At 40.3% G+C, this 13991-nt stretch carries 9 protein-coding genes; 5 read left to right on the top strand and 4 right to left on the bottom strand.

Going from position 1 to position 13991, the window contains the following annotated elements:
- Nucleotides 1-118: 118 nt before the first annotated feature.
- Nucleotides 119-1822 carry an Ig-like domain-containing protein gene (locus ACYVBM_RS11640; RefSeq protein ID WP_460685832.1) on the bottom strand — a complete coding sequence of 568 codons (1704 nt, stop codon included), beginning with the start codon at nucleotides 1820-1822 and terminating at the stop codon, nucleotides 119-121.
- Nucleotides 1823-2396: 574 nt separating this feature from the next.
- Between ACYVBM_RS11640 and ACYVBM_RS11635 the strand changes: the two genes are divergently transcribed.
- Entirely contained in the window at nucleotides 2397-4034 is a 1638-nt protein-coding gene (locus ACYVBM_RS11635) for a helix-turn-helix domain-containing protein (protein ID WP_460685831.1), read from the top strand.
- 59 nt (nucleotides 4035-4093) lie between these two features.
- On the opposite strand, the gene argS is transcribed toward ACYVBM_RS11635, so the two are convergent.
- Nucleotides 4094-5863, bottom strand: a complete 1770-nt coding sequence (gene argS, locus ACYVBM_RS11630; protein WP_460685830.1) for an arginine--tRNA ligase — start codon at nucleotides 5861-5863, stop codon at nucleotides 4094-4096.
- 77 nt (nucleotides 5864-5940) lie between these two features.
- On the opposite strand from argS, the gene ACYVBM_RS11625 reads away from it, so the two are divergent.
- Entirely contained in the window at nucleotides 5941-6498 is a 558-nt protein-coding gene (locus ACYVBM_RS11625) for a GtrA family protein (RefSeq protein ID WP_460685829.1), read from the top strand.
- On the opposite strand, the gene ACYVBM_RS11620 is transcribed toward ACYVBM_RS11625, so the two are convergent.
- Nucleotides 6483-7811, bottom strand: coding sequence for a sensor histidine kinase (locus ACYVBM_RS11620; RefSeq protein WP_460685828.1), 1329 nt, complete (start codon nucleotides 7809-7811; stop codon nucleotides 6483-6485). The two genes, ACYVBM_RS11625 and ACYVBM_RS11620, sit on opposite strands and share 16 nt — an antisense overlap.
- A 2-nt stretch (nucleotides 7812-7813) precedes the next feature.
- Nucleotides 7814-9175, bottom strand: coding sequence for a sigma-54-dependent transcriptional regulator (locus ACYVBM_RS11615; RefSeq protein WP_460685827.1), 1362 nt, complete (start codon nucleotides 9173-9175; stop codon nucleotides 7814-7816).
- A gap of 274 nt (nucleotides 9176-9449) precedes the next feature.
- On the opposite strand from ACYVBM_RS11615, the gene ACYVBM_RS11610 reads away from it, so the two are divergent.
- From ACYVBM_RS11610 to ACYVBM_RS11600, 3 genes are all read left to right on the top strand, one after another.
- Nucleotides 9450-10706, top strand: coding sequence for an efflux RND transporter periplasmic adaptor subunit (locus ACYVBM_RS11610; RefSeq protein ID WP_460685826.1), 1257 nt, complete (start codon nucleotides 9450-9452; stop codon nucleotides 10704-10706).
- 114 nt (nucleotides 10707-10820) lie between these two features.
- Complete coding sequence (locus tag ACYVBM_RS11605) at nucleotides 10821-11498, top strand: ABC transporter ATP-binding protein (RefSeq protein WP_460685825.1); 678 nt, start codon at nucleotides 10821-10823, stop codon at nucleotides 11496-11498.
- A gap of 93 nt (nucleotides 11499-11591) precedes the next feature.
- On the top strand, nucleotides 11592-13985 hold the full coding sequence (locus ACYVBM_RS11600; RefSeq protein WP_460685824.1) for an ABC transporter permease: 2394 nt from the start codon (nucleotides 11592-11594) through the stop codon (nucleotides 13983-13985).
- Nucleotides 13986-13991: the final 6 nt, after the last annotated feature.

Genomic DNA, 13991 nt, shown 5'->3' with positions numbered 1-13991 from the left:
ATAATAAAACATCAGGCAGTAAGAGCAAACAAAAAATGACTTTTTATTGCCATATACACAAAAAGAGGCCGCTTACATTGAAGCGGCCTCCCAAGATTTTTAAGGTATCCTGCCAGGGTTATTTTTTCACAACCTGAACAGGCTTGCTATAGGAAAAGCTACCATCTTTATCTACCTGCTTTACACGTACAAAAAGTTTTCCGGAAGCATCAATGTCTGCTGCATCATTTTTGGAGCAGGATGAAGCTCCAAAGATGCTAAGACCACCAACCAGCACTACAGTGTACAGCCATTTGTTCTTCCTGCTGAACAACAACGCCACAAATGCAATCGAGAAAATAGCAATACCCAGCAGCGTATTACCGCTTTGCAGGTCAATGTTAAAGTCGTAGCTGATGCTTACGTCAGAGTTGCCATCTTTCGCCTTGGTATTTACCGTGCCTATTTTATAGAAGTTTTCGCCGTCTTTAGATGCTTCAATTTCAAAATAGCTATTATTGGTTTCGGTTAAGGTAGACCAGTTTACTACTAATTGCCCGTTTATGAGGGTAGCAGTAATAGCGCCAAAATCTACGGGAAGAGTCGTTCCATCTGCAACCCATACTGTAATAGTAGCACGGTTCGATTCATTGCTTTGGTTATCCTTGATCGTGTACCAAACAGCAGCCTCTCCTGTAAATCCTGGCAAAGGAGTAAACCTAACGGAACCATTAGGCTGTACTACAAAAGTTCCTTTATTAGGAACAGTAATTGTATTATTTGCAGTTCCACCCGTTTGGTTATCATACAATACTGTAGAGGTAGTAGTTACAGGGTAAGTGCCCTGCACATCTTTTGCAGAGTTATTGCCATTCCTGTCTGATTTTCCATTAATAACATTTATAGTTACTGCACTCATGTCAAAAAGCTCCTGATCATCATTTTTAGCAAATGGAGCCACTGAGCTGATACAACGTGCTCCGTCAACAGGTGTTATAGACTGTTCGCTCAGGTAAACCAGAGGACTGGCTAAAAGGGTAGTAGGCCAGCTGGTGCCTGTAGTTGGATTACCTATTTTATATACATTACCTCCAGTAGCGCCACCATTTTGCCCAACATACATATTTCCGTTATCATCTATAAAAGCAGTACCTTTTGTACCGGTTGGCAGTCCGCTTAAATTAGTACCCGTAGCTTTTAAAGTCACATTCCCGGCCGGGGTTATTTCAATCAGCTCAGAGCCGCTTGTAACAGCGTACAAGTTGCCGTTAGAGGGATGAACCACAATATCGTCTATGCTTCCTGTTACACCAGCAGTACCCAATGCTGTTGTTAAATCAGCAACCAGGGTAGCTGTAGGCGTTCCACCTGTAAGGTTTATTGAAACCAACATTTTACTGGAGGGGTTAAAAATATAATATACGCCACCGGCTGTTGCATCACCGGCTGTATAGCCCGCACCCAGCAAACTATTAGGATCAGCAACGGTAACAGATGTGATGTTACCGGCTGCATCTATCTGAAACACTGCACCCGTTCCGTTAACGGCGTATAAAGAACCAGCATAATAACCTAATGCGTTATATGTGGTAAGGCCTAAGTCCTTCACAACTACTAGATTGGAAGAATTAAGGGTACCATCAGAGTTCAAAGGTACTGAATACAGATATTGCCTGCCGTTGGCTTCAGCACTGGTACCCAACACATACGCCCGTCCGCCTGCATTACAGTCAATCGTTTGTGCCAATAAAGCCTGCTGGCCGAGTATGAACGCCGATATTGCCAAAATGGCCGTTCTCATATTGACAAACAGCTGTTTTTTTAAGGATTGTTTGATTTTCATGTGATTGTTTGATTTTGATTAAAATTGAGTTAAGTCATTAAAAAATATCATATTAAATGGTTCCTTGTACTGTATGATAATCATGAGATAGACTACATCTTATACTTTAGGGGCAGGAAGTTTAGCCTTACACTTATTAGAAATAATTGCACAATATCAGAGGCTATTATAACAGATCACAGGATAATTTATGTGCTCATCTGAACATCTTCAAAGGCTTCATCAGATGTAAAAGTTATCAATCATTAACTTTAGTTATCAATCATTAACTTTTAAAATATATTACATGGCAAATATATAAGGCTGGTATGTATCCTAAAAAGAGTTGTATTATCATAATAAGGAAAATGATAACTCCTTCCTAAAAATGAATAATGAATAATATATATAAATATTAATATAAATATTAATTCATAATTTACTAATATATATTTCTTTGAAAATAAAACATTGCCAAAATCCGGAAAATGGAAATATATAAAAATGGAATTATATATTTGCTTCTGACTGGGGAGATCAAAACTTAATTTAAATCAATTATTTAATTTTACCCCTTCAATGATGCAGATAACACATGATACTTAAAAAGCATTTCTTATCTATTTTTTTTCCACTTTTTTTAATATATATTCCAGGGAATGGGCAGGATGGAGTGGCTTTCAATAAAATTTATACCCGGGCGTATCTTGAAATAGCTCCCAAAGATATTGCCCGGGCACTTGATATTGCTGATTCGCTTTACAAGACCTCTACACTCCCGATCTTCCAGGCCAAAAGCCTGATGCTGTCAGCTACTTTGTACCAGCAAACACAGGAACTGGCAAAATCGATAGCATTCGCCGAAAAAGCAGAGGGCATTATCAGCAACACGAACGATTATAACTGGAAAATAAGGATCTGCGGTTTTTTAGCTACTCAATATCGCCTGATGCAGCTATATAATAAATCCAGAAATTATTCACAGAAAGCGCTGGGGATGATCCCAAAAATTGAAAACCCGGAAACAGTCAACAGCACGATGGGATTAATGAAACAGGAGCTGGCCTATTATGCCCTGGCTGTTAAAGATTACCCATCATCTATACAATACCTGGCAGAGTCGCAAAGTCATTTCAGCCATCTCACACAAAACAAAGATTTTTTAATGGCGGGAAATGAGCAGCTGTTAGGACTCAACTATTATAATCTTAAGGATTATGAAAAAGCTTTGACCCATTACTATAAAGGCCTGGCGCTTTTAGGTAAAATGCCCCCTAATACAACCACCGGTCTTATATACAATGGTATGGCAGCCGTGTTTATTGAAAAAAATGAATTAACAACTGCTAAAAAGAACCTGGACAGTGCTGTAAAAATAGCCAATGCATCGCCCTACCTGCAGCTGAAGAATGAAATATATAAGACCTCACAAAGCTACTATACTAAAACCAAGAACCTGGCCCAACTTGCAAAGACCCGTCAAAAGCAGGATACAGTTATGGAAAAGATTCTTACCAATACTACCAGCTCTATCGACAGCATTGTATTTAAATTAGAAAAACAACAACAGGCTGCAGAGGCAAAAAGCAATATAAAAGATCTTTATATAATGTCAGGGATTATTCTCTTGCTTTGCAGCATTATTTTCTTTTTTGTTTACAGAAAAAAGCAAAAAAAGATCATTCTGGAAAAAATCAAGGTTACTTTACAACTGGCAGCGCAAAAAGAACAGCAGGTACTCAATCATCAAGTGCTTCAAATACCACTTCTTCCAACATCGTTCCCGGAAGAAAATTCAAACAAAGAAAATCCCAGAACTCCTGAAAATAATAATGCAGCAGCGGCTTCCTATTCTAATAATGAAGGCATTTTATTCATCCCCGAAGAGACTAAACAAAGGCTCCTGAACAGCCTTGAAGCATTTGAATGCTCCGACCTTTTTACCTTTGGCAACATGTCGCTATCTTATCTGTCGGCTCACCTGAACACTAATACCAAGTATCTTTCGTATGTAATAAAAAAATATAAACAAACAGATTTCAATAATTATATTAATGAATTGCGTATTAATTACATCATCAAAAATTTAAAGAATATTCCTGAATGGAGGCAATATAAGATCAGTGTGCTTGCAGAGAAAGGAGGCTTCTCTTCCCATAGCAAATTTGCAACAATATTTAAGGCCCATACCGGCCTGTCCCCTTCTGTTTTTATAAAAAATTTAGAAGATTAGATTTCTCAGAATACAACCGGCAGCATTTAGCATAGTAAGTAGTAAACAAACTCATTGCTCTACATCCTTTCAGGCACTTTAATACCTAATAAACTCATTGCTTTGGCTATAGTATTGGCCGTAAGCAGTGAAATTTTCAGACGTAATTGTTTTTTATCTTCATTTTCAGCGTTCCGGATAGAATGTGCTGCATAGAAACTATTGAAAAGCCTGGCAACATTAAATGTATAAATAGCAATAAGGGAGGGATTGAATTCTGCAGCCGCCTGCTGTACCGTAGTATCAAATTGTTCCAGCAATAGGATCAGCTCCTTTTCGAGCGGTAACAGATCTGAGGGAATGCGGGTACCGGTAACAGCCTCATTTCTTAATACAGATTTGATGCGTGCATGGGTATACTGAATAAACGGTCCTGTAAAACCATGAAAATCTATACTCTCTTCGGGGTTAAATACCATCCGTTTTTTAGGATCTACCCTTAAAAGAAAAAACTTTAATGCGCCTAGAGCAATGGTTTCATAGAGCTCATTCAACTCTGCCTCAGAAAAGCCGCTTACTTTGCCGAGCTCTTCGGTTTTAGCAGCAGCTACTTTTACAAGTTCATCCATAAGATCATCAGCATCAACCACTGTACCTTCACGGGTTTTCATACGGCCCGAAGGTAACTCTACCATCCCATAGCTTAAATGACAGATGCGGTCTGCATAAGGCTTTCCTAACTTTTGGAGGATCAGCTTCAGCACCTTCATGTGGTAGTTTTGTTCATCAGCTATTACATAAATACTCTCGTCATAAGGAAAGTCTTTGTACTTTTCATCGGCAAGCCCCAGGTCCTGTGTAATGTAAACAGAAGTACCATCCTTCCGTTGAACAATTTTTTCGTCCAGCCCGTCAGCAGTCAGGTCAATCCACACACTACCATCGTCTTTTTTATAAAAAATCCCTTTCTGCAGCCCTTCCTGCACAAACTCTTTTCCTAACAAATAAGTCTGGCTTTCGTAATAATTTTTATCAAAATCAGCGCCAATACGGTTATATGTTTGAGTAAAGCCATCATATACCCATCCATTCATTTTTTTCCAGAGAGATACTACTTCCTCATTGCCATGCTCCCAGTCTAAAAGCATTTGCTGGGCCGCTTTCATGATGGGAGTGTTCTTATCTGCCTCATCTTTACTCATTCCCGCTTCGATCAGCGCTGACACCTGCTCCTTGTGCTTTTCACCAAACAGTACGTAATAATCGCCCACCAGATGATCACCTTTTATTCCGGTACTTTCGGGGGTTGTCCCGCCGGCAAATTCTTTCCATGCAATCATTGATTTACAAATATGAATCCCCCTGTCATTGGAAATAGAGCTTTTAAACACTTCACTTCCCTGCGATTTTAAGATCTCTGATACGCTCCAGCCCAGGAATATATTTCTAAGATGCCCCAGGTGTAAAGGTTTATTAGTATTAGGCGATGCATATTCCAGCATGACCTTTTTGCCCTTTTTAACACCTTCTGTTTTCGGTGATGCCACATTTGTTTCAAGAAAGTTCAGCCAATACCTGTTATTAACAGTAAGATTTAAAAAACCTTTGATAACATTATAAGATGTAAAAAGATCCGGGTGCTCTACAAGCAGCTTCTCTCCCACTTCTTTGCCTATTTCTTCCTGTTTCTTTTTCAGCTGTTTCAGAAATGAAAAAAGCACCACTGTATAATCACCCTCAAACTCCGGCTTGGTGCTATTTATAGCAACAGCATCTTCTTTAAACTCCTGGTGATATAGATTGTTTAATGTAGTTATAATAACAGGCTTCAATTCCGCAACAATGCTCATGTATTTTAAATTTTGGTGCAAATTTAAGCAACCGGCTCTCACAAATAGTTATAAATAACAATATCTTCGCAAACCAGATGAAGCAGCATTTTTACAGGGTCAGAAATTTTATACTTCCTGTCATTGATTTTTTCTACCCGCCATTTAAGAAATTGATGCCATTGCAAACTTTCAGGTACCTGGTGTCCGGATCTGCTAATACCTTCCTGGGGCTTGTAGTTTTTTATATTTCTTATCACTATATTTTTAAAGCAGAAAATTTCCATTTTAAATTTTATGCCTTTGAGTCCTATACTGCTGCTCTTATTTTATCATTTACAGCATCCTTTCTCTTTGGTTTTTTTCTGATGAAATATGTAGTGTTTGATGATAGTAAAATAAGGGGGCATGTGCAATTATTCAGATATTTGCTCGTTTGCGCATTTAATTTATTGCTGAATTATACGCTGCTGAAGTTAGCTGTGGAAGTACTGCACATATATCCTACATTTGCGCAGGTTGGTACCACCTTTTTTGTAGCTGTTGCAAGCTACCTGGCGCAGCGTCATTTCTCTTTCAGGAAAAAAGTATTGCCGGACTATGTGGAAGACGAACAGAACGATGAGCCCATCTTACCAGATCAGAATTGCAGGTAAAAGACAGTGCCTGAACCGGGCAGGGATTTTACGTAAATATTGCCCTTGTGCAATAACATGATCTGCTTGCACAGGCTGAGGCCGATACCATTGCCGTTGGTTTTGGTGCTGAAAAAAGGAATGAATATCTTTTCCAGGACATCCGCCTCAATACCAGTTCCATTATCGCTTACAGTAACCACTACACGATTATCATTGCTCCTGTAAGCAGCCAAACTGATTTTGGGCTGTACGGCTGTTTTCAGGGCGTCAATAGCATTCATCAGGAGGTTAATAATGACCTGCTCTACCAGGTTGCGGTCTGCGTTGAGTGTTAATAACGGATCTTTAAGTATAATATCTGCAACAATACCTCTTTGCTCAAACCCAGGTGTTAGCAACTGAACAATATTCTCAAACATATCCACTATTGAGATCTCCTTTTTATGCGAAGCGGTTATCTTATTAAGCGTTCTGTAAGATGCGGCAAACTGAAGCAGCCCTTCGCTGCGGCGTTGTATGGTCTCTATGCCCAGTTTCACATCTTCTTTTAACGATGCGATTTCAGCATCTGACTGTAACTGCTGCTTTAATGTTTCTGCAAGAGAAGCAATGGGAGCCACTGAGTTCATGATTTCATGTGTCATGACGCTTAATAATTTTTTCCACGACCGCGCTTCATTTTCATCAAGGGCGTCATTAATATTCTGAAGCACCACCAGCTTATAATTTTTACCTTCCGTCTTGAAAGAGGTAGCTGAAAGCATTATTTTTAGTTGCGCTCCATCCAGTAATAACACCGTATTGCTTCCCGCTTCCAGGTTAACAATGGCATTGTATAAGGCCGTATTCTTCCTTTCAATTACATGCAGGGTGGATATATATGGTATTTGCGTTATTTTTTTTAATGATTCATTTACCCAGATAACCTTATGGCTTTCTGCCTCATATAAAATAATGCCGGTTTGTATCAGTTCCAGTATTTTTTGAAGGTATTGATACTGCGTCTCTTTTTCGCGGGTAATTAATTGAAACGTCTGGTTAATGGTGTTGAAATCCTGCCTGAGTTTCTTTAGCTCTGCCGGTGCATTTTCTGCATTGAAATACCGGGAAAAATCGCGGTATTTTACTGCTGATGCGAAATCATCCAGCTCTTTAAGCGGTAATATCATCTTATTGTAAAGCATATAACCCTGCAATAAAGCCAAGAAAAACAATGGCAGCGCAATTACGTACTGGCCGTTTATAAAAAACCATGCTGTGACGAAAAAAGAAACAAACAATACGATCAAACGCAGCGCGTAGGTAAGCCTGTATTTTTGTTTTGCCTTCATGACTATATATCGTATTTATTTAAACGCCTGTACAGCGCGGTACGTGTAAGCCCCAGTTCTTTTGCGGCTCTTGTGATATTGCCGTCATACTTTTCTATTACTCTAATGATCGTACTTTTTTCCAGCAGTTCCAGGTTCGTGGTATCCTGCGGCTCATTCATAGTGTTATGCTTCTCTATCGGAGAAAAAATAATATCATCGTCCTGCAGGGTATCACGCTCACACATAATTACAGCACGCTCTATTGCGTATTGCAGTTCTCTTACATTACCCGGATAATGGTATTGCAACAGTTTTTCTTTCGCCTGCCTGCCTACCGGCAATAAAGATTTCAGGTATTTTCCGCAATATACCTTACAAAAATGCGCCGCGAGCGGTAAAATATCTTCTTTTCTTTCGCGTAAAGGTGGCAGAATTATCTCAACGGTGTTGATACGATAAATAAGATCTTTGCGAAACCGGTTCTCACTGGCCAGCTCCTGCATCGGCAGGTTGGTGGCGCAGATCAGCCTTATATCAACCAGCCGGCCTTCGTTACTGCCTAACCGGTGCACCACACGGTTTTGCAAAACGCTGAGCAGGCTGGCTTGCTGCGGTAATGAAATATTGCCGATCTCATCTAAAAACAAGGTGCCTCCCGAAGCCATTTCAAAGCGTCCCGGCCTGTCCTCACGGGCATCAGTAAAAGCACCTTTCCTGTGGCCAAAAAGCTCACTTTCAAACAGGCCGGGCGTAAGCGCCCCTACATCTACCTTTACAAAAGGTCCCTTGCTTCTTAACGACTGCTGGTGAATAGTATGCGCAATCATATCTTTACCCGTTCCGTTCTCCCCCAGGATAAGGATATTGGCTTCGGTGGGCGCAATTTTTTTCACTTTATACAAAACTTCTCGGATCGCTGGCGAATGACCAATAAAATTATCTAAGCCATCATTTTGCTTACCTGTATCACTTTTCTTTTGCAGGTTATTGCCTTTCCTGCTCCATATTTCTTCAATTGCCTCTATAAGTTTTTCATTATGCCAGGGTTTTACAATAAAATCAGCAGCACCCTCTTTCAGGCTTCGCACAGCAAGGTCTACATCTGCATAAGCAGTGATCATGATCACCTGCAGATTGGGTTTTAATGCTTTTGCTTTGCGCAGCCAGTACATACCTTCATTACCGGTATGCAGCGAGCTGGTAAAGTTCATATCCAGTATAAGCAGGTCGTAATCACCTTCTGTAAGCAGGCTACGCAGTTGCTCGGGGTTCTTCTCTGTAGTGATCGTTTTTACAAACGGTTTAAGTAACAACCTGAGCGCTATCAGCATGTCCGGATCATCATCAACCGCTAATATGGAAATATTTTTTAAAGACATCATCGGTTCTTGACTTTGCAATAATAGCATAATTGTATGCCTGTACATTCCATCGGCCTAAAGATTTTTTTATTTATTGAATGTGTATCAAAACCGTACAGTTACTGTACGGATATGTACACGCTTCTTTACCAGAAAAAAGGTAAAAGACTGAAAATAAATATATTAATTTAATGGCATCATTTTGATAAGCAGGTATATGAATTTCTCATACATGATCTTAGTGCCGGAGTTGGAATAGCTCCGGCTCTATTTAAAATTAAATGGAACTGAAACTTTGGACAGGAAAATTGAAAAAAAGAAATGGCCGGCAAAAAGGATACTGCTTGTAAGTGGTATTGCCTCGCTGGCTTTCCTTATAGGCGCAAGTATTTACGCCACATCCGGTAAAAGGAAGCTGAATGTGGAAGCCGAACGTATTACCATCAGCGAGGTCAAGCAGGGGCCTTTTCAGGAGTTTATACCGGTAAATGGCGTGGTGCAGCCTTTAACCTCCATATACTTAGATGCCGCCGAAGGAGGACGGGTAGAAGAGAAATACGTAGAGGACGGTACTTTTATGAAAAAGGGACAACCTATATTAAGACTATCGAATACCGATCTGCAATTGAGCCTGGTTCAGCAGGAAACGCAGGTATATAATCTTATTACACAGATGCAGATTGCTAAAAATGCTTCACAACAAAACAGGATCACCAATCTCAACCAAATGACCGATGTGGATAATCAGCTTAAAGAAGCAGAGCGCATTTATAACCTGAATAAAAAGCTGTACGATAAAAAAGCAATTGGCTCGCAGGAATTAAAACAGAGTGAAAACACCTACCATTACCAGCTTGAGAAGAAGAAGCTGGCTACACAAACTATTAGCCAGGATGCCCAATCATCTAAACAGCAACTGGCGCAAGCCGAGCAATCGTACAAAGGATCTCAGAATGCACTGACAGTAATGCGCCAGAAAGTAGGCGACCTTATTGTACGGGCTCCGGTTGACGGGCAGCTTACCTCGCTGGACGCTGAAGTAGGACAAAACAAGAATAAAGGAGAAAGATTAGGCCAGTTAGATGTAATGGGTGATTATAAAGTACGGGTAGACGTGGACGAACATTATATTTCGCGTATTTATAATAACCTGGAAGGAATTGCTGCATTTGCCGACAAAGAGTACAAATTAACCATTAAAAAAGTATATACACAGGTTAGCAACGGCCGTTTCCAGGTAGATATGGCTTTTACCGGAAAAGCACCTGAAGGAATCAGGCGGGGACAGACATTACAGATCCGCCTGGCTTTGAGCGAAGAAACAAAGGCATTATTGCTACCCCGCGGCGGATTTGCAAATAAAACAGGCGGCCGTTGGGTATATAGGCTGGATAAAGACGGGAAGCTGGCTTACAAAACAGATGTTGAGCTGGGCCGCCAGAATCCGGATTACTTCGAAGTGCTCAGCGGATTGAAGCCTGGGGATAAAGTAGTTACCAGCAGCTATGATAATTACGGCGATGATATGCAGGAACTGGTAATAAAAAAGTAACCAGGAGCAGGGTCGTTATGATATAACCAGGATGGAATAACATTAGTTGTTTGATTAAATAATTGATAATAAAAAAACAGTCTCTCCTTCGGAGGGATTTGGGGAGGCCCTTTTATGATAAAAATCACCGATCTGGAAAAAATGTACCGCACGGAAGAAGTGGAAACCATTGCATTGAATAAACTGTCGCTTGAAGTAAAAGAAGGAGAGTTTGTGGCGGTAATGGGGCCTTCGGGTTGCGGCAAATCTACATTGCTGAACATACTTGGTTTACTGGACGACCCTGATGGCGGCAGCTTTATTTTTAATGGGATTGAAGTGTCTCATTTTAACGAACGCAAACGCGCCGATCTGCGTAAGCATAATATCGGCTTTGTATTCCAGAGTTTTAACCTGATTGATGAGCTGACTGTATTTGAAAATGTAGAACTGCCGCTGATATACACCGGTATAAAAAGTGCTGAACGAAAAAAACGGGTGGAGGAAGTACTTGAAAAAGTGCAGATCATGCACCGGCGCAACCATTATCCCCAACAACTTTCGGGCGGGCAGCAACAAAGAGTAGCGGTGGCCCGGGCCGTGGTAAATAAGCCGAAACTGATCCTTGCGGATGAGCCTACCGGCAACCTCGACTCTTCGAACGGTAACGAAGTGATGGAGATGTTAACCGATCTTAACGAGCAGGGCACTACTATTATTATGGTAACACATAGTGAGCATGATGCCCGCTACAGCCATCGCATTATAAGAATGCTGGACGGGCAAACGGTTACAGAAAATATTTTAGTGTAGCAATAACATCCAAAGCATCATGAATCTAACATATAAGATTCACATGATTCAGAAAGTATCATTAACCGGATCACATCAATCACTTTTCAGACAATGTTTAAGAATTATCTAAAAATAGCCTGGCGGAATTTGCTAAAAACAAAATTATACAGCAGTATCAATATATTCGGGCTCGCTGTGGGTATCGCAAGTTTTGTACTGCTGCTGTTATATTTTAATTATGAGTTAAGCTATGACAAATGGGATAACTCTCTAAGCAGGGTGTATAAACTTGGACTGCAGGGGCAAAACGGCATTGAATGGGAAGGGAACACTCCAGCACCTTTAGGGGAGCTGCTGAAAAACAAATATCCCAATATAGAAGCTGCTACTTCTTTACAAAACAACGGAGGTTATGAAGCGCTTCTTTCTTCAAATGATAAAAAGATATATCAGGATGGCCTCATTAGTGTGGATTCATTGTTTTTTAAAGTATTCCCTTTCCAATTGTCACACGGTGACGTGAATACTGCACTCAACCCTCCGGATGCAGCTATAATAAGCGAAGAACTGAGCCGGAAGCTTTTCGGCAATGAATCTCCCATAGCTAAGACCATCAAGCTATACAACGCGTACGATGTACAAATTACCGGCGTTTTAAAAAATCCCGACAAACCCTCAACTTTACATCCGCAACTACTATTCCGAGCCGGTGCTGAAAAATCCAATTATCACTGGCAGAATTTTTCTTATGAAACGTATGTAAAGCTGAATACTCCGAAAATTACAGCGCATTTGGAGAATGATATTAACAGGATCTATTATAATGAGCGTATAAAAAAAGACAGTCTCTCTTTTGAGAACTGGGAAAAGCAGGAGGTAAAAACCACTCTTTTTGCTGAAAGATTCACAGACCTGCATAATTTTCCCAAAAACGGCAGCAGCAACTTTAAAACGGTAGCGGTGCTTTTGATACTGGCTGTGCTTCTCTTGCTTACAGGCTCCATCAACTTTAGCAATCTTTATGTTGCGGCTTCCATCAGGCGTGCCAAAGAAATCGGGGTAAGAAGGGTACTCGGATCAAATCGCAAGCGCCTTTTCTGGCAGTTTATAATTGAAGCATTCATACTAAGCCTTATCAGTTTTGTCATAGCGGTGCTGCTATTGCTCATCATCATACCTCCTTTCAAAAAAGAGTTTAATATTCAACTGCATCTTTTTGACCTGGAAAATTCAAAAATTTACATACAGGTATTTATCTGTATGGTTATTGTTACTTTTTTATCTGGTTTGTATCCGGCTATATTTTTATCCCGTTACAATGCAGTGAAAGTACTTAAGGGTGATTATTCGCAGGGAAAACAGGGAATGGGTATACGCAATGCACTGTTGATCACCCAGTTCTGCCTCTCTGGATTTTTCATATTTGCTATTGTAGCTGTTAAAAAACAAATGTATTTCATGCAAACAAAAGATAAAGGTTTTTCATCTGAGCAGGTTGTTCGCATAACAATATCGCAAAATACAGGAGACAATAACTTTGACCTTACCCGAAATAAACTGTTAAGCATCCCGGGAGTTAAATATGTATCTAAAACCACTAATGTGCCTGGCGATGCATATGCTGATACATCAGCACAGGCATACAGGTTTGAAGGACGGGATGTAAGGCTGATTACGGTAAAGGTAAGTAATGATTATTTTAAGACAATCGGAGCTACCATTAAAGCAGGCCGGGATTTTAATGGCAGCATTGCCGATGAAAATACACGAAGCATTATACTTAACGAATCTGCTGCACGCTTATTAAATACAGTGACGCCGGTTGGCAAATTTATAGGCTTTCCTTTTTGTGATACCGTTCAGGCACAAATTGTAGGGATCATTAAAGATTTTAATGTGCAGAATTTATCAAATGCAATAAGGCCTGTAGCTTACTCCATTAATAATAAAGCCTGCAGCTATATGTGGGGCGGCGCCATGCTTGTGAAGCTAAGCGGGAATAATGTACCCCGAACAATAGCTGCTATAGAAAATACCTGGAAGCAAGTAGAACCTGATTTTCCATTACGGTATTCTTTTTTGGATGACAATTTTCAAAAGCTGTATGCGGGATATATCAGGGTGCAGAAGATCGTGGCCTTTTTCACACTGATAGCCGTTGTTATTGCTGCAATAGGCCTGTTTGCCTTAACAGCGTTTTTACTAAAGGAAAGAACCAAAGAAATAGGTATCAGAAAAGTGCTGGGAGCAGATATAGCAGACATAAGCCTTTTAGTGGCAAAAAATTTTTTAACGTTAATAGGTATCGCTACTGCAATAGCCCTGCCGCTGAGCTGGTGGGCTGCCCAGCAATGGTTACAAACATTTGCCTATCGTATTCACCTGGACTGGTTTACAGTGATCAGCACTATGCTAATTATTGCTGTGATTGTTTTAATTACTATTGGCACGCAGGCGGTTAAAGCAGCCATGTCTAACCCTGTAAAGAGCTTAAACAACAAATAGTGCTTA

It is taken from the genome of Niabella aquatica, from assembly GCF_054779315.1.
Note: the sequence above shows the minus strand (reverse complement) of the source record. Positions and strands in the feature narration are given on the sequence as shown.